This window comes from Bifidobacterium tissieri, from assembly GCF_002259645.1.
GTDB classification, from domain to species: Bacteria; Actinomycetota; Actinomycetes; order Actinomycetales; family Bifidobacteriaceae; genus Galliscardovia; species Galliscardovia tissieri.
Genome location: NZ_MWWV01000002.1, coordinates 102801 through 128909 on the forward strand (window position 1 = coordinate 102801; position 26109 = coordinate 128909).

Genomic DNA, 26109 nt, shown 5'->3' on the forward strand with positions numbered 1-26109 from the left:
AGGAACGCATGCAAGTAGATTGACAATTGACAGATAGGTCGGATCACAGCCAGTACAAGGAGGGGTCATGCGGTCGGTCATCGTCTATTTTTCACGCGCTGACGAAAACTACGAGGTGGGAACGGTCACGGAGGGCAACACCGCGAAGGTGGCCCACGAGATCGCCCGGCAGACCGGAGCTCCCATGATCGAGATCCTGCCCGCCAAGCCATACCCGACAAGCTACGACGGCACCGTGGACCGTGCCAAACTGGAACTGGCCGAAAACGCACGCCCTGACATCGTCACACATGGCGACATGGAGGCGTTCACAGCGGCAGACATCATATATCTGGGATATCCGATCTGGTGCGGCGAGCCGCCGCTGGCCCTGATCACGTTCATCGAATCCCACGATTGGAACGGCAAGACGATTCTGCCGTTCATCACGCACGGCGGGAGCGGATTCAAGGAAACGCCGGCGCATATCGCCACCGCTGCTGGTGCCGGCGTTCGCATCGACAACGGACTCGCGGTACTGGGCACTACGGCGCAGTGCGATCCGGAAGCCACCGCTCAGGCCGTCCGACACTGGCTGAGCGGCACTGCGACGTCATGCAGGTACGGTGCGCAAACGGCAGCGCAATAATCCCAGATCCGTCGCTCCCCATCCGTCGAAACCCATCGAGGGTCAATGCGCTTGGGCCTGCAATTGCCCCAGAATTCGCCAGACACGCCTTCGACCTTGGGAGAGGATGCCATATATACGCTGGTCCGGGCGCCATGGCGTGCAGTGCGCATGAACGGCAGCCACAGTATCACCAGCGGAAGCATGAACGGCGATTTGCGCAGCGATTCGCGCTGCAGTCCGGTGACGGCCGAACCGGGTTCCACGGTGTTCACGGTGATGTTCGTCACACCGGCTGCCTTGAGCCGTGCATCGAACTGCCGCATCAGCCACCAGACGTACAGTTTCGAGAATCCGTAGGCGCGTATCAGGGAATAGCCATGCTTAAGTTCGATGTCGTCGAGCAGCGGCCGCCCCGCCTGTCGATATGATTCGCTGGATACGGTGACAATACGGGCAGAGGGACTTTCGCACAGCTTCGGCAGCAGAAGATTCGTCAGCAGAAATGGCGCCAACGTATTGATCGCGAACGTCTTCTCATGGCCTTCCTCCGTGGTCTCGCGACTGGAACCGAACTGGCCGCCGGCATTATTCACCAGCACATCGAGCGACTCATATGATTCCCGAATCTCCGCGGCGAAACGCACTACCTCGCTCATCAACGACAGATCGGCCACATGGGCGTGCACGTTGTGATTGCCACTGTGTTCGATCACCCATGCGCAGGCGCTGCTGGTTTTGTCGGGGTTGCGTCCATGCATGATCACCGTATGCCCTTGGACGGCGAGCGTCAGTGCGGTCTGTTTGCCGATGCCGCCCGAGGCGCCGGTGACAAGGATGGTTTTCGGTTCGGTCGTTACGCTGCGCGTCATGTTCACTCCATCACTCCATTGGTAGGCGACGAATGCGGCACGGTGCCGCCTCCGCTATGGATGTAACATGTGTATCATCCTTTTCGACACCACCACAAGGCCATTCGACTCGGATATGACAATTGGAAGGAAACTGTGACATGGCATTCAATTGCACCCACGAACCGGACCGCGCAAAAAACCTCAGACGCACCGGTCTCACCGATGACGCCGACCGACGTCTGGCCACGCTACGCCGCAATAACGAGGAGTCAAACGCATTCGTCAGAGCGTGCATCGAGTCGGCACTCATCCAACTCATGGAATCGAAGCCGTTCTCGTCGATCACCGTGACGGACATCGCCCGTCGGGCCGGCGTCTCACGCAACGCCTACTACCGCAACTACGATTCCAAGGAGGCGATCCTCGCCGAATATCTCAATGGCCTCATCGCCACCGTCGACACGACACTGACCACCTATGATCCGCTGACGCAGACCCGTGAAGCATGGATCGCACTGCTGGGCGAAGTGCGCGGCATCGCATCGCAGTATCGATTGCTGCTGGAAGCCGGATATGGCGAACGCATCGTGGATGCAATACAGCGGAACATGAATCGAGGAACAGCTGCGTCCGAAGCCGGGCCGCGCTATGCGAGCCGATACTGGGCCGGGGCGATCTGCGCGGTGCTGGAGCAGTGGGTAAAGGACGGCATGGCGGTCCCGGAATCCGAACTCGCCGACATCATGACCGCGCTGATGCACCGGGGCATCGACACCGCCGTCGAGTTCGACACCAGCTGCGCGACGCCGACGCCGACGCCGAAACAGTCACCGAAACAGTCACCGAAACAGTAAAATCCGCAGGAGCCAACAAACGACGAAAACCAACAATACGGGCCGAAAAAGACGATTCCGGAAATTCGTAGTGGTTTGCGGACGTTTCGAAACTCAGAAACGTCCGCAAACCACTACGAATCACGGATTACGTCCTATTCAGCCCGTATTTCACGTAGGTGTCGCGCCATCACTATCATGCAACGGCACGCGTGATCACTATGCCTCGTCGCCGGCCTTCGCCGCGTGACGACCGATCGGCAACAGTCCGGCGCATACGAAGATCACCAAACCAATGCACAGGATGATGAGCATGGGTTCGGATCCGGCGTTCCACCAACCCTCGCCGCGGTACAGCACCGCACGCACACCGTCGCCGATGAACCGCTGCGGAGCCCAACCATAGATCCAGTCGCGCCAGAAGTCGGGCAGCAGCTCATACGGGAACAGACCGCTGGTCATGCCCAGTCCCAGTCCCAGCACCGCGCAGATCAAGCCCAGCGGGCGGCTGATGTTCATCAGTCCCATGAACACGGTCATCAGCGCAAAGCTCGCCAGCCACAGGAACAGAACCATGGAACCAGGCAGCCATCCGGAGCCGAGCATGGCGAAAATGCAATCAGCGCCGAGCGCCACGCACAGCGACCAGACCAGACCCGTGCCGAGTTGCACGCCGAATACCGTCCATCGCTGCGTGCGGCTGTCATACGACTTGCGTCCGATAGTCATCACACATAGCAGCGACACGATCATCGACAGCATGTACGTCGGCATGATGAGCACGTTCTGTCCCATCATGGCGGCCGTCGGCAGGGAGCTGTTGGTCTTCACGTCTCCTTCGTTGAGCGTGGTGGTCTTCACCGTGGCGCCGGTTTTCTCCAGCATGGCGGGCAGACTCTGCTTGAGCAGATTGGCCAGCATCGGGCTCTTGGCGTTGTCGATGGTCAGTTCGACGGTCGGCGCATTCTTGGAATCCGCGACGGACGACGTCGACGCACCGGACGCAGCACCAGACGCCGTCTGCTGTTCGGCGAGCGCCTTCTGCATGGCGGCCTGCACGAAAGCCTGCGCCGCATCACCGGTCAGCCCCTGGGCCTGCGCCTGAGTCTGGGCCTGCGCCATGACCTGAGCCAGCTTGGTGGCGGACTCGATGCTCGACTTGGCCTCGGCCTGCTTGACAGCCACCTGCTTGGCGGTGAAGTCCTTGGGGATCACGATCGCCGCATAGTACTCGTGGTTGTCGAATCCTTCGTCAAGCTGTTCGCGACTGTCCACCTTGTGCCACGAGATCGCCTGAGTCTCGTCGGAGTCGGCCGACGCGGAGGTCATCTTGTCGACGAGCGTGTCGCCGATATTCGTAGTTCCCTGTGCGGTCTGTGCGCCTTCGTCAAGCGACAGTATGGCGACGGGCACCTCCTTGATGTTGGCGTTCATCATCGGATAGAACATCAGCGCCATCAGGCACGACACCGCGGCGATGGCCACCAGCGGAACGATGTATTTGGCGTATTGCTGTATCTGCGCACGCATGTTTCCCTCTTTTCCGATTACGGTTCACGACTCGCATTACCCGCGATTCGCTTCATGCACGCACTGAGTTTATTCATCACTCTGTTGAATAAAAATCATCAATATGCAATACGGTGTCGAGTTATTAATGATGCGCACGCAACCGCACGACGAGAGTACGATGAATCAGCAACGATCAGAATCAATCGTGCGCCCATCATTCCCACCCAGATGAACGCACACGAACGCAGTAGAAATGGAACCGCAACGATGCAGACCACTATAGTGATGACAGCTCCGTTTATTCTTACCGGTCTTCCTCTGATCATCGTGGGACTCGTCATCATCGCGCACCAGCGCAACAAGATACAGCGATGCGTTGCCGTCACCACCGGCTGGGTGGTCGACTACAAATACGGCAACGATTGCGTCTGCCCCATACTGGGCTATCAGGCGAACGGCCGAAACTACAAGATCACACGCAAATTCCGGGGCATCATCACCACAACCAAGATCACGCCGACGAATCCCTACGTGGACTCGGGAGCCTATGTATCAGACAAGGACGTATTGCATCTCAAAGCCGGCATGGTCACCAACTACAGGGCCGTGGCGGAACGTCTATGGCCGAAAGGCACCGCGATGCCGGTGTACTACGATCCGGAGAACCCCTCTCGGGCGTTCGCGCAGCGCATTCCGAACTACACACCCATCCTCGCCATCATCCTGCTGGCGATCGGCGCGGTCGAACTGGCGGCCGCCTTCGCCATCGGCATTGCACTGACGTTCCTCTGATCGTGACCGCTGCAGGCATACCAGGACTTCAGCGGTCACCCCAACGCAATAGCTCGAAAACGAGAATACACGCAAGCAGCGCGGCCGACGCCAGAAACACCGCCCTCAGAGCCAGTGTGAGCGACGGCAGAAACGTGGCGACGACACCGAACACCGCCACGCCGACCGAACCGCCGACCTGACGGAACGTGTTGAACATGGCCGACGCGATGCCAGCCTGTGCCGCATCCACGCTCTTGAGCACCACACCGGCCGCGGCGGGCGTGGTGATCGCCGCGCCGAATCCGACTACACTCAGACCAGTCGCGATCACCCACACGGGAATGGGCGCAGGATAGAGGAATTCGAACAGGAATCCGACGATCATGATCGAAAGTCCCATCGTGATCGAAAACTTCGAACCATGCGCGGTGATGATCCGACCGCCGATGAGGTTGCCGAAGATCGTGACGAACGCACTCGGCACGAACACAAGACCTGCTGCGAACGCGCCCATGCCGAGTTCGGTCTGCAGAAACATCGTGCAGATGAACACCATGCCATACCAGTTGAAGATCATCACAAAACCGATCATCAATGCCACCTGCATGCCACGAATGCGGAACAGTCGCAATGGCATCATTGGCGCACGAACTCGAGCCTGGGAGATCACAAACGCCACCAATGCGACCACGCCGGCCCCAAACAGCCCCCACGCACGGAGTGACGAAACGCCGAGCGAGCCGATCTCGATAATCCCGGCAATGAACAGCACGAAACCGAGCAACGCCAACGTCTGCCCCACCCAATCGAACGGTTTGATTCGACGCGGCGAAGGCGCGATGCGTACTGCGAGCACCAACACAAGCAGGCAGAACGGCACGTTGATCGCAAAGACCAGACTCCAATGGATCGGCGTCAACAGACCTCCGAGCAACGGCCCCACAGCGGAGGCGCTCGCTCCGCCGGCACCCCATAGGGCGAGCGCCCATGCGCGACGTCTCGGTTCGGGATTCGCTTCGTTGATCAGCGCCATCGATGCCGGCAGAATCAGCGCGGATGCCACGCCAAGCAGACAGCGTCCAACAACAAGCACCATCATCGACCAGGCAAATGAGCTGAACAGCGATGCGGCGGCAAACAGCGTCGCGCCGAACACAAACACACGTTTGGCACCCCAGCGATCGGAAAGATTGCCGCACAACAGCAGCAATGCGGCGAACAGCAGACTGTAGCCGTCAACCACCCACTGCTGGGTGGCCATGTCCCCGCCGAGATCACGCGCGATGGTCGGCAACGCCACGTTCACGATGAGCACGTCCATGCCGACGAGGAACGACGCGACCGACGCCGCAACCGTGGTCGCCAGCGCCGAGCCTCCCGCCCGTGTCCCCATACCAGTCATCGTCTTCATACCGTCTCTCGACTCCATCGTTTCCCTCGCCTCCATCATTGCCGCAGCACTCACCCCTCGCCCTTCGGCATCGTATATTCATCTGGTTATCGCAGCAGATATACTATGACGCAAGAACCGCGGAAAACAGCCATTAGTAAACGGTTTTGGTTGACGGATCATAAACCATTGGTTCATGGAGGATATTCAGGAGGCAACATGTACGATCGACGACTCGACGCGGTGATCGCCGCCGCGGAACTCGGCAGCTTCGCCAGGGCGGGCCGTCAGCTGCATATCTCCACGCCGGCGGTGGTCAAACAGGTGAACACCTTCGAGCAGGAATATGGCATCACACTGTTCGATCGGTCACGAAGCGGCGTCAGGCTCACCGCCGCAGGCGAGGGGTTCGTAGCGGATGCATTGCCGATCATCGACCGATGTCGGGAGATTCTGCGTCGGGTCCGCAATCGCGCTGAATCAGCGTCCGACCCTATTCGTCTCGGCGTATCGATGCTCCGTTCCGGACGCCGCATCCTCGATCTGTGGCAACGCGACGCCCGACGGCACCCGCAGATCCGTCTGGAACTCGTCTCCATGCCCGACGATCGCCAGTCCATCGACGACATCATCACGCATCTCGGCGAACAGGTCGATATGATCTCCACCGCGTTCGACGCCGAATCATGGCACGGTGTCTGCAATACGCTGACGCTTGCCGTCGAGCCGCTATGCATCGCCGTTCCGCGCGAGCATCGGCTCGCAAGACTCCCCCGCGTCACACTCGACGATCTTCAAGGCGAACGAGTTCGCATCATCCGACGTCATCATGGCGGCAATGATCACGCCCGGGACATGCTCGAACGGCATTCCGGCATCGAACTCGTGGATATCGACCATTACGACCTTGACGTGTCCAACCAGTGCGCGCAGATCGGCGATCTGCTCATCACCAAACCGATGTGGGACGGTGTGCATCCGCAACTTGTCAATGTCGCCGTGGACTGGCCGGAACCCGTCGAATTATCGTATGGACTGCTGTACGCACTCCATCCCGAACCGCAGGTGCGCGACTTCGTCGAGCGCATCCGCGAGCTCAATGGCATGCGCGGCGCGTAGTGGTGCATAGGAGAGGCGGATCAATCCCGGACAGGATTCGACTCCGCCGCCAGCCGCCAGTTTTAGTCGAGTTCGGCGGCGAGCCGCTCCTTATACTGTTCTCCCCACTGCCACATGGCGTCCACCACGAGCTTCAGACTGCGACCGGTGTCGGTGAGCGAATATTCCACCCTCGGAGGCACTTCGGCGTAGACCCTGCGATTCACCAGACCGTCCTCCTCCATCTGCCGCAGATTCGACGTCAGTACCTTCTGCGAGATATTGCCGATGGATCGGCGGAGTTCGCCGAACCGCTTGGTGCCGTCCAGCAGATCACGCACGATAAGCATCTTCCATTTGTCGGAGATCAGCGTGAGCGTGGTTTCCACGGGACACGCCGGAAGCTGTTCCAAAGTCGGCATTGTCAACCTCCCGATAATCGTTGCAATCATTCAATGGTTTCCAAAAGGTAACTATGGCACTTTATGGTGCCTTCTTCCTTTATGAACCATATATCAATAATCTACTGAATTGTCGACGGAAACACCACCGTCATACGGAAAGCAAACAACGAACGAATACCCATGAAGTAACCGTAAAGGAGAATCCCATGACCCGAATCGCAGTCATCGCAGCCAACGGCAAGGCCGGACGCCTCATCGTCAAGGAGGCCGTGGATCGCGGTCTCGACGTCACCGCGGTCGTGCGCGGCGAGAACCGCACCGTCGCACAGCACGCCATCGTCAAGGATCTGTTCGACCTGACCGCCGCCGATCTCGCCGACTTCGACGTAGTCGTAGACGCCTTCGGCGCATGGACGCCGGACACGCTCGACCAGCATTCCACGTCGATCAACCATCTGGCCGATATCCTCTCCGGAACGGACACCCGACTGATCGTCGTTGGAGGCGCCGGCAGCCTGTACGTCAATCCGGAGCATACGCTGCAGCTGTTCGACACCCCGGAATTCCCCGACGAATACGTGCCGCTGTCGAAGGCGCAGGGTGCCGCACTCGACGAGATCCGCAAGCGCGATGATGTGCGCTGGACGTTCGTCTCCCCCGCCGCCGAGTTCCTCGCCGACGGCGATCGCACGGGCAGCTACGTGCTGACCGGCGAGGAGCTGACGACGGATGAGGACGGAAAGAGCGAGATCAGCTACGCCGACTACGCCATCGCCATCATCGACGAGGCGACCGCGGATGCCGATCACGCCCACGTCGGCGAGCGCATCTCCGTCCGCTGGTAGCGACAGCGACAAGCCGATTCGCCGCCCAACCTACGGGCTGAAAAAGACGAAATCCGTAATTCGTAGTGGTTTGCGGACGTTTCTACGCCTCAAAACGTCTGTACACCACTACGAATCGGCAAAACCGTCTTTTTCGGCCCGTAATTTACCCTGCACCTCCGCGAACAGGTATCCGGGCATCATCCAATTTGCGGATCAACGCCGATGGATTGTTGAGTTCGTTGTAGTAGAAGCGGATCGTGTCAACGCCCTGTCTTGCAAGGCACTGCTGACGCCGCCGCTCCTCATCCACCACCTCACGAATTGTCTTCCGCCCCGTCATGTTCGGATCCACGTACTTTCTTGTGCCGTCGAATTCACCGGCGACTTTCGTACCATCATCACGAATCCATAGGAAATCCACGCGATGCGTACGATTTGCAACATCCAGACAGGGGAAAACAGCCTGCACATCCTGTACGGGGCGGCCCACCATATCGAACACAGCCCTCGCCTCCGATTCGCCTCCATTCTCACTTCGACCATCCGCACGATCGAACGCATGCCGCACCGCGCTACGCCTTCTCGTATATTTCACTGACTCAGGATAGGCATTCAGCACATTCTGCTCTACCAGACCAATGCGCAGAGCGCAGTCCAATGGGGCAACGGCATCGCGAAGCGGCAGACGGGCGGCGCAATCAAACAGCGTACGCAACACATCGGTCACCTGTACGCCATCGACGATAACGATATCGGGATGCGCCATGGGATAGTGGGCCAGACGATTCGTATTGCGATAATGCGTCCCGGGTTTGGCAACGATGCAAATCGGGAGCAACAATCGATAGGAGCAATCCAGCCTATGCATAATGGCTGCGGTGGGACCGCAGAACACCCACGTCGGATGCTTCTTGGCCAACGCACGAACCACATGACGAGTCTTGTCATGTCCACTCAACTTTTCCCAATATTCGGTCTCGGCATATAGGCCACGGTCCACCCGTACAATATCGCCGGTCAGCACACGACGAGACACCGCTTTGATGTCCGCGTCACTGAGCGGCATTGCGCATCGTTGCTCTTGTCGGGCGGCGGCGAAGAGCTTTTCCAGCGACTGATGGTTCCTCATATATCGAGATTAGAGGCATTCGGGAAATCAACTCGCCGCCCAATTCCCCCGTTGACCCCCGTACTCGGCATTTTACTGGCCAAAAAAGACGGTTTTGGCAATTCGTAGTGGTGTACGGACGTTTTGAAGCGCAGAAACGTCCGGAAACCACTACGAATCGGCGAGAACGTCTTTTTCAGCCCGTGATGTCATTCCGCCGGCGCTGTCAGATCGAGCTCAGATCGAGTTCGCCACGCAGCCAGTCGAGTTCGGCGGCGATCTCGGCGTCGTGCACGCGGATAATGCCTCGACGGTAGGGGTCGTCGATCTGATCGATCGATAGCGGGTTGCCAGCGTCGCAGTAGAAGAAGTGGACATCCTGACGGCTCAGCAGGTCGTATCGACGACGAAGCACGGCATCGCGGTCAGCTTTATCGGGCACCACGGAGAGGAACGTGAGCACGACCGTCCATCGCGTGATATCGGTGAGGTTGAAACCACTGGTGTTCTTCAGCTCCTCGATCAGCCGATCGCGGCCGGCATCCAGCAGTGTGAACACGCGACGCTGACGCCCATCGCGAGGCTCCGACCGTTCCGAAATCAGACCGGCCTTGGTCAGCCTCGCCGTCGCGGGGTAGATTGCGCCATCGCTGAATTTTCTCGCGTACCCCTGCAGTTGTTCCATTTTTTTGCGCAGTTCGTATCCGCACATGGATTTCTCCGAAAGAAACCCCAGAATCATCATTTCTATCAGGCTCATGACTTCATAATACCTCGTTTCGACACGCCGCGTTTCGACATATCTCTATTCGAGGTATATAGTCATAACCAACACTTCGAAATACCTCGATTAGAGATATGTCGAAGCGAGATACAAGCTGTTGACTCAATACACACAACATGTGGAAAGGAACACATCATGAGCACCATCACCATCTTCGGCGCAGGCAACATCGGATCCGCAGTGGCGGGCATCGCGGTCAAGGCCGGAGCAACTGTGCAGGTCATCGACCGCAATCCCGACAAGGCCTCCGCAGCGGCGGAGGGCGTTACCGGCGCGAAGTTCGGCACCGCCGAGATCGCCGGCGACATCGTCGTGCTCGCCCTGCCGTTCCCCGCATACGACGACGTCATCGCCGCCTACGGCGACCAGCTGGCCGGTAAGACCATCGTCGATCCGTCGAACCCGATCGACTTCGGTACCTTCGACTTGGCCCTGCCGAAGGGCGCACAGTCCGCCGCCGAATACCTGGCCGGCAAGCTTCCGCAGTCCACGATCGTCAAGGCGTTCAACACCAACTTCGCCGCCACGCTGGCCGCCGGCGTCATCGACGGCGCACCGACCGTGGCACAGCTGGCCTCCGACGACGAAAACGCCAAGAAGGCCGTCGCCGCATTCATTGAGGGCGCCGGTCTGAAGACCGTGGACGCCGGCCCGCTCAAGCGCGCCCAGTACCTCGAAGGCTACGGCGCCCTGCAGATCATCCTCGGCGTGACCGAGCAGACCCCGTGGACCGGCGGCTTCAAGGTTGTGAAGTAATAGCTGACCATGGCCGGATCAGCGTTCCCTCTTCGGAGATCAAGATAAGGGTATTCGGGAAACAACTCGATGCCCCGTACCGAGCATTTGACGGGCTGAAAAAGACGGTTCCGACAATTCGTAGTGGTTTACGGACGCTTTGAGACACAGAAACTTCCGTAAACCACTACGAATTACAGATTTCGTCTTTTCCAGCCCGTTATTTCACGTGGACGAACCGTTTCGTCCATGCAGCGCGAATATGTACGTTCGTACACATTCCGCGTTATCATGATCGACATGAGCGAACACATCACACGCAACGGAGCGAGCATGAAGGAACTTATGCTCGTCGGCGAGTATTACACCAGCATCGATCCCGAACTCGACGCCGAGCGGGAACGCGCCAAGGACCTGTTGTACGACTTCAATATGATGCGTCCCACCAAGCGCGCCGAACGCGAACGTATCATTCGTGAACTCTTCGGCCATGCAGGCAAGAACTGTTGGATCGAATCCGTATTCAACTGCGATTACGGCTACAACATCTCCGTGGGCGACAATTTCTATGCCAACACTGGCTGCTGCATCCTCGATTGCGCACGGGTGACCATCGGCGACAACGTATGGTTCGGCCCGAACATCGGCATCTATACCCCCGAGCACGTCTTCGACGCGGAGGAGCGCACGGCGGGATGGGAGCATTCGCTGCCCGTGACGATCGGCGACAACGTGTGGGTATGCGGCGGCGCGACCATCGTCGGCGGCGTGACGATCGGTTCGAACAGCATCATCGCAGCGGGTGCCGTGGTGGTCAGAGACGTGCCAGACAGCGTGATCGTCGGTGGAGTGCCGGCCCGCGTGATTCGCCAGATCACCGAGGCGGACCGACTGAATCTCGGTCCCGGCGCACGCTGACCGCCATCAGCGCCCGACGCCGCCACTGGCCTTGCCCTCGGCCTGCAAATGCTTGACCTTGTCCACGATGTCGGAGTTCTCCTCCAACAGACGGCGGGCGTCGTCATCCCTCCCCTCCGCAATGGCCCGCCAGTACAGCGTCTTGAACGACACGTACGCCTGCTGCATGCGAATGACCTCGGCCCTGGCCGCCAGTCGCAGGGCCTGCGCATCAAGCAGTTCCATCTGGCGACGGGCACCGGCGGCCCCCTCGGTGGCATTGGCGAGATACTCTCGCATGGCGTCGAGCGGCATGCCCGTGGACGCCAGACACGAAATCGTGGTCAGTCGTTCGATATCGGCGTTGGAATATGCACGATGTCCGGAACTCGGATCCCGAGCGATCGGCGGAATGATGCCGACCTGTTCGTAATAGCGCAACGTGGACTCCGGCAGTCCCGAAATCAACGACGCCTCGCGGATGGTATGCCATGCGGTTGTGTTGTTCACGGTGCTCATACCTTTTGAATGTAGGGACTTCGAGCGCTTGAAGTCAATCACGTTTACCGCAGCGACTTGAGGATGACCCGCTGAATGGGAATGGTGACCGCAAACGTGAGAATATCGGACACGGACTGCGCCATCTCCACGCCCAGTACGCCGAGGAAATGCGGCAAAATCAACACGGCGGGAGCAAGGAACAGGCCTGTGCGGCAGACGGCCAGGAAGGATGCGATGCCGGTCTTGCCCAACGTCTGACTCATCATGTTGCCCATCATGTTCACGCCGTTGGTCACCACCGTGGCGCATTGGAAATGCAACGCGGCCACGCCCACCGCCACCACGGCGGGATCGGAACGGAAGACCTCCACCAGCTGCGGCGCGAACGACCAGATCAGCACGGCGAGCGCCAGCAGCACGCCGGTGGCGAGTTTCACGCAGAACCAGTAGGCCTGACGCACGCGATCGAATTTGCCGGCACCGTAGTTGTATCCGCAGACGGGCTGGAATCCCTGACCGAGTCCGATGATGATCGAGTTCGCGCCGAGCATGATGCGCATGACGATGGCCATGCCCGCGATGGCCGCATCCCCGAACGGATTGGCCGCGATGTTCACGCAGGTGGCGGCTATCGAACCGGCGCTCTGCCGAACCAGCGACGGCAGTCCGCCTCCGATGATCTCGCGCAGCAGCAGTACGTTCGGCCGGCAGTTGCGCAACGACAGACGGATCACACCAAAACGGCGACTCATCGTCGTGAGGATGAGGAAGCTCACCGTCTGGCAAATGCCCGTGGCCAGGCCGGCACCGAAGATACCCAGACCCAACACAAAGATGAACAAGGGTGCCAGCAGGAAATTCAGCAGCGCGCCGGTCACCAGGCCCATCATGCCGAACGCCGACTGCCCCTGGTACCGCAGCAGGCCGTTGAGCGAGAACGAGCCGCACACGCAGGGGGCGGCGATGAGGATCGGCGTGAGATACTGCACGGCGTACGGCGCGATGGTTGCGGTGGAGCCGAGCATCATCACCAATGATCGCAATGTCAACAGTCCGATGATCGTCACGGTCAGTCCGCAGAGCACCGAACCGACGAACCCGATCGCCAGCAGCCGTGATGCACGTTCGTTGTTGCGTTTGCCCAGCTCACGGCTCATGGAATTGCCCGCGCCGTTGCCGAAGAAGAATCCGATGGCCTGCAGCACGGTCATGATCGAGAACGCGATGCCGATCGCACCCGACTGCGAGGTACCCAGCTGACCGATGAAGAACGTGTCGGTGAGATTGTAGGCCGTGGTGACCAGATTGGAGATCACGGCGGGCAGACACAGTCGCAGGATCAGCGGCCTGATCGGGCTGGCGGTCATCTCGCGGTATTTGTCGTCGGCACTCGCCCGTTTCATCGTATGCATGCGAACCACGGAATGTCACTGTACTCCACACTCGTGCCTCGCGGACGCTACTGCCGTCCATCTTTCCCCCCCCCCGTATCGATTGCGTATCGATTGTGCCAATCGCCTGTCAATTGCCTGTATTATGGTGCAATCGTTCGCATTGTGTAATTTCCATAAGGAAACTCCACGCGTCACTCTCTGTACATTCATTGTTTACCCATGCGTCATATTCATAGCCCCCGTACGCCATGTGAACGATCGACAATAGGAATATGGATATGTGTCTTTCCTGCGAATGGACGACAGGAAGACCTCAGCAGGGGAGATGAGATGTTCGGACCACAGACCGCATCGATAACACACATGTTGAAAGCCCGTATGGCTCCGGTGGTGGCGCTGATGATCGCCATGGCCATGTTGCTGACCGGTTGCGCGGCCGGCAACAATAACTCGAACACGAACGGGCAGTCAAACTCTTCGGTCAACGTCGACGGATACTCCTCCGATCCAACCTCGGGAGACGTCAAGACCCAGGAGTTCAAGCCGAAGTCCGGCTCCCCGACCGCCACGTTGAAGATCGCATCCGGTTCCGAGAACCGTGAGGTGGCCGGCGCAATCCAGAAGGCCGTCGACGATTCCAAGGTGGCCGTGACGCTCGACTACATGGGTTCGCTCGACATCATGAACACCCTCTCGAACGGCGGCGGTGACTACGATGCCGTCTGGCCGGCGTCGAGCATGTGGATCTCGATGGGCGACACCAAGCACATCGTCAAGAACGCGCAGAGCACGTCGACCACGCCGATCGTGTTCGGCATTGAGAAGAAGACCGCGCAAAGCCTCGGTTGGGCGGACAACGACGGCAAGACCAAGGCCGTCGCCACCACCGACCTCATCGACGCTGTGAAGGCGGGTCAGCTGAAGTTCTCGATGACCAGCGCGACCCAGTCGAACTCTGGCGCATCCGCCTATCTGGCGTTCCTGACCGCCATCGCCAAGACCGGCCAGGCGCTCACCAAGGATGATCTCAACAACGCGAACGTGCAGAATTCGGTGAAGACGCTGCTGTCGGGCGTGGACCGCTCATCCGGATCCTCCGACTGGCTCAAGGACATGGTCGTGGCCAACCCCGACCGCTTCGACGCCATGGTCAACTACGAATCGCTGGTGATCCAGGCCAACAAGCAGCTCACCAAGAACGGCAAGGATCCGCTGGTGGCCATCTACCCCGCCGACGGCATCGCCGTCTCCGATTCGCCGCTCGGCTACGTGGATCGCGGCCAGAAGAACGATACGGCGTTCGGCGACTTCAGCAAGGCCCTGCAGTCCAAGGAGGCCAAGCTTCTGTTCGAGCAGGCCGGCCGTCGCACCGGTCTCGGTGGCGTGCTCACGTACGCCAGCGACGCCAAGGTGAAGGATTCCTTCCGCTCCGAATGGGGCATCAACACCACATCGGAAGCGCTCAAGACCATCCCCATGCCTGCGGCTGACGTCATCAACGCGTCGCTGGACATCTACCAGAGCATCCTCAGGAAGCCCAGCTGGACCGTATGGGTGGTGGACTACTCGGGTTCGATGACCGGCACCGGCAAGGACGGCGTGGTGAAGGGACTCAACGCGGCGCTCAACCCCGATCAGGCCAAGCAGGCTCACATCGAGCCCGGCAATGAGGATGTGAACGTATTCATCCCGTTCTCCTCCGACGCATTCAGCCCCACCAAGACCACCGGCACCGACACGAGCGCCATCCTCAATAAGGGATCGGACACCATGCCCACCGGCGGCACCGACATCTATGCGGGTCTTCAGGCGGCATTGCAGAGCAACATGCCCGATGACTTTTCCAAGTACACCACGGCGATCGTGCTGATGACCGACGGCCAGTCCCAGACCAGCAACAAGGACGCCTTCACGGCCGACTACAAGTCCAATGGCCATGAGGTGCCGATCTTCTCGATCATGTTCGGCGAGGCCGATCCCAGCCAGCTTCAGGAACTGGCCTCCCTGTCGAACGCCAAGGTGTTCGACGGACGCAGCGAGGATCTCGCCACCGTGTTCCGTCAGGTGAAGGGATACAACTGATGCTCAGCATCATCGTCAGCTTCGTAGCGGGTCTGCTGCTCGCCCTGCTGGGATTCTGGATCTGCGGGGGCGGGATCCCCGGCATCATCGTGGCGGTCATTCTGGCCGCGGCCGGATACGTGGGCGTGAGCTTTCTCACCCAGCCCGAGCGCAAGCTCGGTCAGGTGCTGGCCTCCGCGATCCCCAACGGCCAGAAGGCCGTGGAGGCCATCGACGCAGCCAACGCGAACCTCAGCACCATCGGCGGACTGCGCTCCCAGGTACGCGACCAGCTCGTAGGCAAGGAGGTCGACGACTTCGCCGTGGCCACGCGTGCGCTCGTGCAGTTCGTGGAATCCAATCCCCAGTCGTACGACACGCTGCGCCACTACGTCAACGTGTACGGTGTGCAGACCGAAAAGCTGCTGCGCGGATACGTGGAGGTCGAGCAGTCCGGCGCCACCGATCAGATCGCCAAGGCACGATCCGAAACCATCGAGGCGCTGCAGGTGCTTGAACAGACCGCGGCCGGCGAACTGTCACGCGCCGTGGAGTCCAAGACGCTCGCGCTGTCCGCCGATTCCGACGCGATCGTGCGTCTGGCCAGTCTGGATGGATACACGCAGAATTCGCAGAATGATATGGACGCGGTCGGTAATAGCGGTGCCGGTGGCGCCGGTAGTGCGAATAACGGCTTTGCAGGCAACGGCAATGCGCAGGGAGGGAATCGTTGAAACTCGGAAAAACAAAGATCATAGGTCTCGCCGCACTTCTGGTCGTGGTGCTGGTCATCTGCGGTGCCGTGGCATTCCGCGGATGGCAGCAGAAGAACGCTCCGCAGCCGGTCAAGACCGAAACGGTGACCGGATACCTCGGCGGTGAGAAGATCAGCCTGTTCGAGGATCAGAAGTTCACCGAGCTGGCGAAGAAGAACGGACTCGACGTCGACTATCGCAAGGCCGGATCGCTTGACATGATGACCGCCGACCGCAACGGCATGAGCTATCTGTTCCCCTCGTCCAAGGTGGCCGTGGAATACGGCAAGGCCCAGAACATCGACACATCCAGCGCGGACATCGTGTTCAACAGCCCGATCGTGATCTACACGCACAAGCAGGTGGCCGACGCGCTGGTCGGCAGCGGCATGATGAGTCAGGAGAACGGCGTCTACCACATCGACATGGCCAAGGCCGTGGACGCCATGAAGAACAACAAGACCTGGGCCGATGTCGGCTGGAACGGCGGATACGGCTCCTTCCGCATCGACTCCACCGACCCTGTGAAGTCGAATTCGGGCAACGAATACGCGGCGCTCGTGGCCACCGTCCTCAACGGAGGACAGCCCGCCACCACCGATTCGGTACAGCGCGATAGCGCCACGCTCCAGACCATCTTCGGCAAGTCCGGCTGGATGGATTCGAGCTCGGAGGACAGCTTCAACCAGTTCCTGACGCTCGGCGTGGGATCGAAGCCCATGATGATCGGCTACGAGAATCAGGTCCTCGACCTTGCGGTCAACCAGCCCGACGCATGGAAGCAGGTGAAGGACGACATCGTGATCGTCTACCCCACCCCCACCGTGTGGAGCACGCATATGCTGATTCCGCTCGACGACAAGGGTCGCAAGCTGCTCACGCTGCTGAAGAGCGATGATGTGCAGAAGCTCGCATGGCAGCAGCACGGATTCCGTTCCGCCAACTTCAGCGGCACCGACGGCATCAAGCGCTTCGGCGTGCCCGGAACCGTGGATCAGGTGACCTCGGTGACCGAACTGCCGAGCAGCGACGCCATGCAGGCGATCATCGGCATACTGCAAAAGCAGCAGGGCTGACGCGAGGCCGATATCCAATACCGATATACCGATCCGAATGATCGTTCCACGATGCTGTGGTTGTTGGGACTCGATGACTCGGACTTGATGAAAGGAAACACGACATGAAGGAAATATCCCTGAGCGATCTCGCCGGCTCCAGCCAGTCGACAAGCGCCGATCTGACCACCAGCACCCCGGCCGACGAGAACCTCGCCGTCACCCCCGATTCGCAGATCGCCCGGCTGAGCGAAGCCGATCAGGCACGTGTCGTCCAGTTGGCGGAGTCGCTTGATCTGACGCGCTCGGGCATCGAGTCCTCCTATGGCAAGGATGTGCAGCGCGCCACCTCGACCTTCGCCGACGACATTCTCTCACGCACCCGTTCCAAGGACGCCGGGCAGGCCGGCGAACTGCTGCAGGGTCTGCTGACCACTGTGGACGAGGCCGAACTCAGTGGCGTGAAGAAGGTTCCGATCCTCGGTACCATCGCCGTGAACATCGCCAAGCTTCGTCGCCGGTACGAGAAGGTGTCGTCGCAGATCGACGACATCGTCAGCCAGCTCGAGCGCGCACAGAGCCAGCTGACCAGCGACATCAGCATGTTCAACACCATGTACGACCGCAACGCCGAGCAGTACCGCGATCTCAAGATCACCGTGCTCGCCGGCAAGAAAGCCCTCGACGACTTCAACACGAACCAGCTGCCCAAGCTCGAGGAGCAGGCCAAGGCGTCGCAGGACCCGATGCAGGCGCAGATCCTTTCCGACTTCAAGGCCAAGCTGGAGCGGTTCGCCAAGCGTCTGGACGATCTCGACCGCGTGAGCGTGATCTGCCTGCAGACCGCACCGCAGATCAAGATCATCCAGAATGCCGATCAGATGGTGTGCGACAAGATCGACACGACGATCTCCACCACGATCCCGGTGTGGAAGAGCCAGATGGTGATCGCGCTCGGTCTGGAGAACCAGCGTCAGGCGCTTGAGCTGCAGAAGAAGACCGATGATTTGACCAACCGCCTCATTCAGTCCAACGCCCGCGCCTTGCATCAGGGCGCGGTGGAGGCCGAGAAGGCAAACCAGCGTTCCGTGGTGGATATCGAAACACTCGAGAAGGTGAACTCGGAGCTGATCGCCACACTGCGCGAGACCGTGCAGATCCAGCGCGAAGGCAAGGCCAACCGTGAGGCCGCCGAGGTGAAGATGCGCCAGCTTGAGGGCGATCTGAAGACCGCGCTGATCGAGAACGCCCAGTCCCTGGGGCGGTAAGCATATTAGTCTCATTGCCGCACAGAACGACGATCAACCATGATCGGTTCTGTGCGGCAATGTTGTTTTTGGGGACGGCGCGCGTCCTTCTCCTAAAAGAACAATCACACAAGTCGAAAGTACCCTCGAGAAACCATTGCAATTGCAAGGGTCGATTTTCGGTACTTTCGACTTGTGTGATTTTTATAGGGATGGATTGATTTCTACCGCGTTATCACCGGCCGAACATTCCTGATCGATCACTTCACCGCATTGGCGAAATCGTCGACCAGCGCACCCATCCAGTCAGTGAGGTCATCGTATTCCTGCGGCATCTGCTCGGTGAGGTCGACCGTGGGCACGCTGCCCTTGTTGGCGGCGTCGATCAGCTGCTTGGTGGTGGAGTCCTCCTCCTGGGTGTTCAGCACGAACACCTTGATGGATCCCGATTCCAGAGCGTCAGAGAACTGCTTGATGTCGGCGGGCGACGGTTCGCTCTCGTTGGCGCTGGCATTCTTGTAGCCGTCCGTCGTGGAGTCGGTCATGCCGAGATCATCGGCGAGGTACCATGCCACGGACTCGCTTGCCGCGTACGGCACGCCCTGAGTCTTGGACTTGGCGGATTCGATCTTGTCCTCGACCGCCTTCTCCTTCTCCTCCCATGCCTTGTGCTGCTGCTCGAAGTAGTCCTTCTGGTCGGGCATGGCCTTTTCATAGGCGGCGGTGATGGCGTCGGCGGTCTTTTCGCGCACATCCTTGGAGAACCAGACGTGCGGGTTATCGCCTTCCTTCTTACCTGCGGTTTCGGCGGCATCGACCACCGTGGCCTTGGTGGCGTCGGCGGCCTTGCTGGCCCACGGGTCGTAGTCGGCACCGTTGACCACGGCCACCTGCGCCTTGTTGAACGAGGCAACATCGGCGGAGGTCGGTTCGTAGTCATGCGCCTCGACGTTCGTGGCCTTCATGATGGATTCGACGTTCACCTTGTCACCGCCAAGATCCTTGGCGACGGACCCCCACTGGTTGATGCTCGCCACCACGGTGATCTTGTCATCGGCGCCCTGCGACGACGAAGCACCGCCGGCGTTCGAGTTACCACAGGCCGCAAGCCCTGCGACCATCACCAATGCGGCCGCACCGGCCGCAACACGCTTGACCATGGCTGTCATATTCATCTGATGCTCCATTTTTCGTGATGTACAGAAGACCTTCATATCGCTATTGATATCCGTTATCAACAGTTCCGGCGATCAGTATACATCGCAAATGAGATTCATTATCATCAGCGTGTCGTTCATCGGCTTCCCGACACACTCCACAACGTGAATTCATCAGTCTGGTCAAACCAGGACGCGGCCGGCACGCGCATTTCCTCATCGGTCAGCAGCAGCCATTCCAGCTGCAACGGAATATCGGTATGATTCTCGGACACCACCTGCAATACGGTCATGCACGGCAGATCACCATCGGCGTTATCCAATTCCTCGATGGAGACCCCACCCGGACCGCCGTCCCATACGAACACCGAGAACGGACGCGTCGGCACGGTGAAATGACCGCGAATATGCACACGGGCCGCCGATCCGGATTCCCCGAATCCGGCGAGCAAAGCGGACAACCGTCCGGGATGAATGGGCCGGGCCGAGTGAACCATCGTCGACTCGAATCCATCCGATGTGCACATCAGCCGCACCGGCTCATGCACCCGACTCGCCTCGCCACATTCCGCATGCAACGTCAGCGCATCAAGACGTTGCTGCTCGGCATCGGCATCATACCGGCCGCCCGCAATGACACCCCAGTCAGCATCACAGGCACGTTCGACACTCATGTCCTCACCTCCACGAATCTGGGCGATCAGCTCCTCCATCCATGTAAGTCCGCAATCCACGTAGGTCTCCCCCGAACCGACGGAGACGACAAGCAACCGATCCGCCTCACGCAGTAGCGTCGCCTGAATCTCTCCGACACTACGACCGTCATCGATCGGCTCATCCACATCCCCATCACCATCGGCCCGCACGGAGAACGGCGCATCATCAAACAGACAGGCTCGCAACCCCACCTCATCCACTGTGGAGACGACAGAAGACACACGCGGAGTCGGCACCACCTCACCATGACTCCCGATGTCGTCGGCGAACGCGAAGCAGTCCTCCATGTATCGAGCGATCGGAAACGCTTGCAATCCGATCGGCAGTGCCACGACAAACGTGACACCCGATCGCACACCGCACCGGCGAATGGCCTTGCCCAAACCGACGACCATGCGTTCGGCATCGGATTTGATGGCACAGGTGACGCAGCATTCGCGCATCGGCAAACGTTCCTCGCCGCGCGGCACCAGACCGCAACCCTGCACTGATCGCACGATGCAGAGATCACCATCCGCATCATTCATACCATTCACACCGTTCGTATCCCCAACACGCTCCACGCGATAGCGGATAACGCACACATCCTTCTCGTTTTCAGCGCAGAACGCCGACAGGTCCCGCGGCAGCCGCTCCGCTCCGGTCAGCAGAATCACACGATCCGGCAGCGGCGCGTCCCCCTGCGTATTGCGATCGACATCATTGTTGTACATATCGTCCTTTTCTACGGCACGATCGGAGTCACATTGGAGCGATAGTCAGACCGGCACCTGTGTCGACACGCCGAAGCGCATCCGTCGCAAAGCGCTGTCACCATTGCCCAACCGAATGGTTTCCAATCACCAATTTGTGATAATGATTCTCATTAGCTATGATGGCAGTCATGAGCAAATATTGTCAAGTCACGGGGCGTCACGCGGGAGTCGGCAACAGCATCTCCCACTCGCACCGCAAAACACGCAGACGCTTCAACGTGAATCTGCAGCGCAAGACCTACTGGGTGCCATCACTCGATCGCCGCGTCACGCTCACCGTGTCAGCACGCGGCATCAAGACCATCGACCGTCGCGGCATCAACTCCGTGATCGCCGAACTCATCCGCATCGGAGAAATCAAACCCTAACTCCTCCACCCCCATACTTAGTGTGATCACACTAAGAAGAGAGCTCCGGATCCGAAGCACCATTCCGGACCCGGGAAGCATCACAGACTTGCCGGTCGCCCTTTCCATCTTCAGCGGCCGGCAACCTTCTTTTGGCGAACGTCATCGAATCAGCACCGGAACCCGTGTAACTGAATCACCTACGACAGTGGTCGGTACAGCTACCAGCCGCGTCGTTGCGCGCCGACCCGCCGCCCAGCATCATCCATCATCATTCAAGAAAGAACGAACCGCATCATGGCCGGGAAATCATCAGAGATCCGTCCGGTGATCACACTGCGATCCACCGCAGGCACCGGATTCACCTACACCACACGCAAGAACCGACGCAATACGCCGGACCGACTGGAACTGTTGAAATACGATCCGATCGTCAAGCGCAAAGTCGTATTCCGAGAAACGCGATAAACGCCCACTCCCACATAACAGGGAACACATACAACCCCATACGCCCCACATACCCCCTACAACCCATACCAAGGAACATAGCAATGGCAAAGACCAGCGCAATGGCCAAACAGCGCCAACGCGAGCGCACCGTAGCGAAATATGCCGAACGCCGCGCCAAGCTGAAGGCAATCAGTGTGAATCCGCATGTCAGCGCAGAAGAGCGGGAGGCCGCCATGAAGGCGTTGCACGCGCTGCCCCGTGACGCCAGCCCCACCAGACTACGCAACCGTGATTCCATTGACGGACGCCCACGAGGATACCTTCGCAAATTCGGCGTATCGCGCGTCCGCATGCGCGAGCTCGCCCACGCCGGCAATCTGCCCGGCATCGTCAAATCAAGCTGGTAACCGTTACCGTCACGACGACCCGACGGCCCAACGCCACCGGAAAACCCACACACCAAGAGAGCAAGAAAACAAGAAAGCAAAAACTTATGAGACACGACATTCATCCCGTCTACGGACCGATTGTGGTACGCGACAACTCATGCGGCAGGATGTTCCTCACTCGTTCCACCCTTGCCGGCAATGCGCAGACACTGCCGACCATCGAATGGGATGACGGCAACACCTACCCACTCGTCGTCACGGAGATCACTTCCTACAGTCACCCCTTCTACACCGGCAAAAACGTGGTGTTGGACACCGCCGGCCAAGTGCAGAAGTTCAACGCCCGATACGGGCGCAGAACCGGAAAGGAGCAAGCATGAAAGTCAAGGCATCGATCCGATCCATGGCCAACAAGCCAGGATCCGTGGTCGTACATAGGCGCGGGCACACCTATGTGATCAATAAGAAGAATCCGCGCTGGAAAGCGAGGCAGGGCTGATGGCACATCCGAAAGTCAGGAAATCACGTGCGAATACGCATTCACGCCGCGCCAATTGGAAGACGAAACCCGTCGACCTTGCCACGGTGACCACCCCGGACGGCAGCACAGTCCAAGTGCCGCATCATCTTGCGAGCGCCGCGCGCAGGGGATACCTCGACATCTGATCGAGTTTGAAGAATCATACGAATCACCGGATTTCGGTCATTCATCACAGACGTTGCAACAGACATTGCAACAGACATTGCAATCGCAAAATCCACGACAACAACAAGACCATGGACATCACTGTCAGTACTCGGTAGAAAGATCATCATGTCCAACGACACCATGCCTAACGACACCATGCCCACCTCCAATACCTCTAATGACACCACTACGGCAGCCAGCCCTGCACAACGCAAGCGGCGAGCTCTCCTGTATGCGATCGGTGGCGGAGCCCTTGCGGCCGCGCTGATCATCGGATCGTTCGCCGCCGGCAGCGCCTACCGCGCAGGGCATCCCCAGCAGACCGCCGCGAACGCCAAGGCAGCCAGCGACACATCAATCAACGCCTCCGATTCCTGCGACGTCACACTTAACGTGGTCGCATCCGTGAACCAGTGGGGTTCACTCGCCCAGGAGCTCGGCGGCAATTGTGTGGAAGTGACCTCGCTCATCAACTCCACCTCCGCCGACCCACACGACTATGAGGCCACGCCGCAGGATCTTGCGAAGCTGTCGAAGGCACAGATCGTGGTGCTCAACGGCGCTGGATACGACGGATGGGCGGAAAAGGCCAATCTCGACGCATCCAAGCAGCGCATCGTGAACGTCGGCGACATCATGGGCGTCACCGCGACCGAAGAGCACAGCCACGAACACAATGAGGACACTGAGGGCGCGGGCTCCGAAGGCGAGTCAGGCCACCACCATCACCATCACGGTTCCACGAACCCGCACCTGTGGTTCAGCCCCGACGCCGTGCTCAAGGCGTCACAGGCGATCACCAAGGCGTACACCGATGCGGCACCCGACGGCGGTGCCACCGAAGCCACGGTGCAGCGCCATTCCAACGCATGGAACGGCGACTACGCGCAGTTCGTGGCGCTGGTGAACAAGGGTCGCACCCAGAATGTCGAACGGCATTATGCGGCGACGGAATCCGTGGCGAACTATCTGCTCGACTACATCGGCGCCGTGGACAAGACGCCCGCCACCTACACCAATGCGATGAACAGCGAAGCGGAGCCGTCCGCGTCCGATCTGAAGAACGCCATCGACACCGTCGAGAGCAATGACGTGGATATTCTTGTCGTGAACCCGCAGGAGATGGGTGAATTCGCCAAGAAGCTGGATTCCGCTGCCAAGGAGAGCAACAAGACGATCATCTCGGTGACCGAACAGCTGCCCGAGAACAAGAAGACCTTGCTCGACTGGCTGACCTCCATCACCAATCAGGCTCTGGCCATCGACACCACGAACGGCTACTTCCTCACGCAGGACGTGAAGGACCGCACGCTTGCGGACTATGAGGGCGAATGGCAGTCCGTCTACCCGTATCTTCAGGACGGCACGCTTGATTCCGTCATGGAGGCCAAGGCCAAGAAGGGCGACAAGACGGCCGAGGAGTACAAGCAGTACTACGACACCGGATACAAGACCGACGTGACGAAGATCACCATCAAGGGCGACCAGATGAGCTTCACCAGCGATGGCAAGACCGCGACCGCCACGTACAAGTACGACGGATTCAAGATCCTCGACTATGAGAAGGGCAACCGCGGCGTGCGATACCTGTTCACCGCCACCGGTGATGTGCCGGAAGGCGCGCCGAAGGTCGTTCAGTTCTCCGATCACGGCATCGCACCGTCGAAGGCCGCGCACTACCACATCTTCATGGGCAACGACTCCCAGGAGGCCACGCTCAAGGAGATGGACAACTGGCCGACCTATTATCCGGCATCGATGAGTAAAGAGGAGGTCGCTACGGAGATGCTCGCGCACTGATTCACGGTATGGTTGCGTGCGCGGTACGGCTGCGTAATCGGTACGGCTGTGCGCTGATCGTGAAAGTGAAGTGTGATTCACCGCGAAATGCAGCCGCATCATTCGAGAACACATAAGCACACAACAATAAGCACACAACACAGAACGCCCGCCGAACGACGACCATGTCGTGGCGGGCGTTCTCCATATATGCAAATACAAAAGTCGTGCGTCGCATGATCAGAGGTCACGCCACGTCACACCATGTCACGCATTATCGATGTCACATCGTTATGAACGCCTTATCGAGGTCACGCCACGTCACGCCTCATCGATGCCATCCGAATCCGCATGCGCGTCTGTATCACCGGCAGCGTCGCCGCCCTCCTCGGCCGCGCATTCGGCGCAGACGCCGAAGATCTCCAGAATATGATGACTTACGGTGAACCCGTTGTCCTTGGCAACCTTGCGGAACCATGATTCGCTCGGCGGCGCAATGTCGATCGTCTTGCCGCAGCGCTCGCATACCAGATGATGATGGTGGCGCAGGGTGTCCTCGCCGCAGTCGCGGAACAGCTGCTCACCGCCCATGCGAATGGTGTCGGCCTCCCCCGCCGCGGCCATGGCGTTGAGCTGTCGGTATACGGTGGCCAGTCCGATCCTGGAACCGGAATCCTGCAGGCGACGATGAAGATTCTGTGCGGAGACGAAATCATCGGTCTGTCTCAGCGCCTTACGAACCGTTTCCTTTTGAACCGTCCGCCTTGTCTGATGTTCGACCATGTACGCTCCTGATTGATTGGATAATTCGCGTTTCGCGCGCCACGCATCGTGCCTCGCACGGTTTCGCGTGTCATCCCATGATACGCGCCCCTCCCCCTTACCGGGGCGGCATGGCAACGAGGTGGCCAACACGGCACATAAACACTGCACAACGCATAAACGCAACATACGGGCTGAAACTCCCGTTATTCGGAATTCGCAGTAGGTT

General features: G+C 59.4%; 29 protein-coding genes. 18 read left to right on the plus strand and 11 right to left on the minus strand.

Annotated elements, in window-relative coordinates; all coding sequences use genetic code 11:
• Window positions 1-67 precede the first annotated feature (67 nt).
• Window positions 68-628 (plus strand): flavodoxin, encoded by a 561-nt coding sequence (locus BTIS_RS01245; RefSeq protein ID WP_094661894.1) that lies wholly within the window; start codon window positions 68-70, stop codon window positions 626-628.
• On the opposite strand, the gene BTIS_RS01250 is transcribed toward BTIS_RS01245, so the two are convergent.
• Window positions 556-1479 carry an SDR family NAD(P)-dependent oxidoreductase gene (locus BTIS_RS01250; RefSeq protein ID WP_094661896.1) on the minus strand — a complete coding sequence of 308 codons (924 nt, stop codon included), beginning with the start codon at window positions 1477-1479 and terminating at the stop codon, window positions 556-558. The two genes, BTIS_RS01245 and BTIS_RS01250, sit on opposite strands and share 73 nt — an antisense overlap.
• A gap of 140 nt (window positions 1480-1619) precedes the next feature.
• Between BTIS_RS01250 and BTIS_RS01255 the strand changes: the two genes are divergently transcribed.
• Entirely contained in the window at window positions 1620-2315 is a 696-nt protein-coding gene (locus BTIS_RS01255; RefSeq protein WP_094661898.1) for a TetR/AcrR family transcriptional regulator, read from the plus strand.
• Window positions 2316-2513: 198 nt separating this feature from the next.
• Here BTIS_RS01255 and BTIS_RS01260 read toward each other — a convergent pair whose 3' ends face one another.
• Window positions 2514-3824, minus strand: coding sequence for an ABC transporter permease (locus tag BTIS_RS01260; protein WP_094661900.1), 1311 nt, complete (start codon window positions 3822-3824; stop codon window positions 2514-2516).
• Window positions 3825-4073: 249 nt separating this feature from the next.
• Between BTIS_RS01260 and BTIS_RS01265 the strand changes: the two genes are divergently transcribed.
• Window positions 4074-4598 carry a DUF3592 domain-containing protein gene (locus BTIS_RS01265; protein WP_140557512.1) on the plus strand — a complete coding sequence of 175 codons (525 nt, stop codon included), beginning with the start codon at window positions 4074-4076 and terminating at the stop codon, window positions 4596-4598.
• 28 nt (window positions 4599-4626) lie between these two features.
• Here BTIS_RS01265 and BTIS_RS01270 read toward each other — a convergent pair whose 3' ends face one another.
• Window positions 4627-5991, minus strand: a complete 1365-nt coding sequence (locus BTIS_RS01270; RefSeq protein WP_245819191.1) for an MFS transporter — start codon at window positions 5989-5991, stop codon at window positions 4627-4629.
• 198 nt (window positions 5992-6189) lie between these two features.
• Here BTIS_RS01270 and BTIS_RS01275 point away from each other — a divergent pair, with 198 nt between their 5' ends.
• Complete coding sequence (locus BTIS_RS01275) at window positions 6190-7089, plus strand: LysR family transcriptional regulator (RefSeq protein WP_094661906.1); 900 nt, start codon at window positions 6190-6192, stop codon at window positions 7087-7089.
• A gap of 62 nt (window positions 7090-7151) precedes the next feature.
• On the opposite strand, the gene BTIS_RS01280 is transcribed toward BTIS_RS01275, so the two are convergent.
• Window positions 7152-7490 carry a winged helix-turn-helix transcriptional regulator gene (locus tag BTIS_RS01280; protein ID WP_169713038.1) on the minus strand — a complete coding sequence of 113 codons (339 nt, stop codon included), beginning with the start codon at window positions 7488-7490 and terminating at the stop codon, window positions 7152-7154.
• Window positions 7491-7678: 188 nt separating this feature from the next.
• Here BTIS_RS01280 and BTIS_RS01285 point away from each other — a divergent pair, with 188 nt between their 5' ends.
• On the plus strand, window positions 7679-8317 hold the full coding sequence (locus BTIS_RS01285) for an NAD(P)-dependent oxidoreductase (RefSeq protein WP_094661910.1): 639 nt from the start codon (window positions 7679-7681) through the stop codon (window positions 8315-8317).
• A 145-nt stretch (window positions 8318-8462) separates the two neighbouring features.
• On the opposite strand, the gene BTIS_RS01290 is transcribed toward BTIS_RS01285, so the two are convergent.
• Complete coding sequence (locus tag BTIS_RS01290; protein ID WP_245819193.1) at window positions 8463-9365, minus strand: CTP synthase; 903 nt, start codon at window positions 9363-9365, stop codon at window positions 8463-8465.
• Between the two features lie 268 nt (window positions 9366-9633).
• Window positions 9634-10167, minus strand: coding sequence for a PadR family transcriptional regulator (locus tag BTIS_RS01295; RefSeq protein ID WP_094661912.1), 534 nt, complete (start codon window positions 10165-10167; stop codon window positions 9634-9636).
• On the opposite strand from BTIS_RS01295, the gene BTIS_RS12010 reads away from it, so the two are divergent.
• Window positions 10084-10947, plus strand: a complete 864-nt coding sequence (locus BTIS_RS12010; RefSeq protein WP_275542034.1) for an NADPH-dependent F420 reductase — start codon at window positions 10084-10086, stop codon at window positions 10945-10947. The genes BTIS_RS01295 and BTIS_RS12010 overlap by 84 nt on opposite strands.
• Before the next feature lie 312 nt (window positions 10948-11259).
• Entirely contained in the window at window positions 11260-11844 is a 585-nt protein-coding gene (locus BTIS_RS01305; protein WP_094662071.1) for a sugar O-acetyltransferase, read from the plus strand.
• Between the two features lie 6 nt (window positions 11845-11850).
• Here the strand turns inward: BTIS_RS01305 and BTIS_RS01310 are convergent, their stop codons facing one another.
• Together BTIS_RS01310 and BTIS_RS01315 are read right to left on the minus strand one after the other, a co-directional pair.
• Window positions 11851-12333: a MerR family transcriptional regulator gene (locus BTIS_RS01310; RefSeq protein ID WP_420807002.1), complete on the minus strand. Its 483-nt coding sequence runs from the start codon at window positions 12331-12333 to the stop codon at window positions 11851-11853.
• Between the two features lie 53 nt (window positions 12334-12386).
• The gene (locus tag BTIS_RS01315; protein ID WP_375137755.1) at window positions 12387-13727 is read right to left on the minus strand and encodes an MATE family efflux transporter; all 1341 of its coding nucleotides are present in this window, start codon (window positions 13725-13727) and stop codon (window positions 12387-12389) included.
• A gap of 354 nt (window positions 13728-14081) precedes the next feature.
• Here BTIS_RS01315 and BTIS_RS01320 point away from each other — a divergent pair, with 354 nt between their 5' ends.
• The 4 genes from BTIS_RS01320 (at window position 14082) to BTIS_RS01335 (ending at window position 18857) form a co-directional block, all read left to right on the plus strand.
• Complete coding sequence (locus BTIS_RS01320; RefSeq protein WP_094661920.1) at window positions 14082-15800, plus strand: vWA domain-containing protein; 1719 nt, start codon at window positions 14082-14084, stop codon at window positions 15798-15800.
• A complete protein-coding gene (locus tag BTIS_RS01325; protein WP_094661922.1) occupies window positions 15800-16513 on the plus strand; it encodes a 5-bromo-4-chloroindolyl phosphate hydrolysis family protein in 714 nt (237 codons plus the stop codon). The genes BTIS_RS01320 and BTIS_RS01325 overlap by 1 nt, the downstream gene beginning before the upstream one ends.
• Window positions 16510-17610, plus strand: coding sequence for a substrate-binding domain-containing protein (locus BTIS_RS11810; protein ID WP_158216804.1), 1101 nt, complete (start codon window positions 16510-16512; stop codon window positions 17608-17610). Before BTIS_RS01325 ends, BTIS_RS11810 begins: the two co-directional genes overlap by 4 nt.
• A gap of 104 nt (window positions 17611-17714) precedes the next feature.
• Window positions 17715-18857, plus strand: coding sequence for a toxic anion resistance protein (locus BTIS_RS01335; RefSeq protein WP_094661925.1), 1143 nt, complete (start codon window positions 17715-17717; stop codon window positions 18855-18857).
• A gap of 239 nt (window positions 18858-19096) precedes the next feature.
• Here BTIS_RS01335 and BTIS_RS01340 read toward each other — a convergent pair whose 3' ends face one another.
• The gene (locus BTIS_RS01340; RefSeq protein WP_094661927.1) at window positions 19097-20011 is read right to left on the minus strand and encodes a metal ABC transporter solute-binding protein, Zn/Mn family; all 915 of its coding nucleotides are present in this window, start codon (window positions 20009-20011) and stop codon (window positions 19097-19099) included.
• A gap of 119 nt (window positions 20012-20130) precedes the next feature.
• Window positions 20131-21423, minus strand: a complete 1293-nt coding sequence (locus BTIS_RS01345; protein ID WP_094661929.1) for a hypothetical protein — start codon at window positions 21421-21423, stop codon at window positions 20131-20133.
• A gap of 170 nt (window positions 21424-21593) precedes the next feature.
• Between BTIS_RS01345 and rpmB the strand changes: the two genes are divergently transcribed.
• The 7 genes from rpmB (at window position 21594) to BTIS_RS01380 (ending at window position 25139) form a co-directional block, all read left to right on the plus strand.
• Window positions 21594-21833 carry a 50S ribosomal protein L28 gene (gene rpmB / locus BTIS_RS01350; RefSeq protein WP_094662073.1) on the plus strand — a complete coding sequence of 80 codons (240 nt, stop codon included), beginning with the start codon at window positions 21594-21596 and terminating at the stop codon, window positions 21831-21833.
• A gap of 276 nt (window positions 21834-22109) precedes the next feature.
• A complete protein-coding gene (gene rpmG / locus BTIS_RS01355) occupies window positions 22110-22280 on the plus strand; it encodes a 50S ribosomal protein L33 (RefSeq protein ID WP_094661931.1) in 171 nt (56 codons plus the stop codon).
• Between the two features lie 83 nt (window positions 22281-22363).
• Window positions 22364-22669: a 30S ribosomal protein S14 gene (gene rpsN, locus BTIS_RS01360; protein WP_094661933.1), complete on the plus strand. Its 306-nt coding sequence runs from the start codon at window positions 22364-22366 to the stop codon at window positions 22667-22669.
• An 86-nt stretch (window positions 22670-22755) separates the two neighbouring features.
• Window positions 22756-23031, plus strand: a complete 276-nt coding sequence (locus BTIS_RS01365; RefSeq protein ID WP_094661935.1) for a type B 50S ribosomal protein L31 — start codon at window positions 22756-22758, stop codon at window positions 23029-23031.
• Window positions 23028-23150: a ribosomal protein bL36 gene (locus BTIS_RS01370; RefSeq protein WP_094661937.1), complete on the plus strand. Its 123-nt coding sequence runs from the start codon at window positions 23028-23030 to the stop codon at window positions 23148-23150. Before BTIS_RS01365 ends, BTIS_RS01370 begins: the two co-directional genes overlap by 4 nt.
• Window positions 23150-23317, plus strand: a complete 168-nt coding sequence (rpmF, locus tag BTIS_RS01375; RefSeq protein ID WP_094661939.1) for a 50S ribosomal protein L32 — start codon at window positions 23150-23152, stop codon at window positions 23315-23317. Before BTIS_RS01370 ends, rpmF begins: the two co-directional genes overlap by 1 nt.
• Before the next feature lie 148 nt (window positions 23318-23465).
• Window positions 23466-25139 (plus strand): metal ABC transporter substrate-binding protein, encoded by a 1674-nt coding sequence (locus BTIS_RS01380; RefSeq protein ID WP_094661941.1) that lies wholly within the window; start codon window positions 23466-23468, stop codon window positions 25137-25139.
• Between the two features lie 300 nt (window positions 25140-25439).
• Here the strand turns inward: BTIS_RS01380 and BTIS_RS01385 are convergent, their stop codons facing one another.
• Window positions 25440-25901 carry a Fur family transcriptional regulator gene (locus BTIS_RS01385; RefSeq protein ID WP_094661943.1) on the minus strand — a complete coding sequence of 154 codons (462 nt, stop codon included), beginning with the start codon at window positions 25899-25901 and terminating at the stop codon, window positions 25440-25442.
• Window positions 25902-26109: the final 208 nt, after the last annotated feature.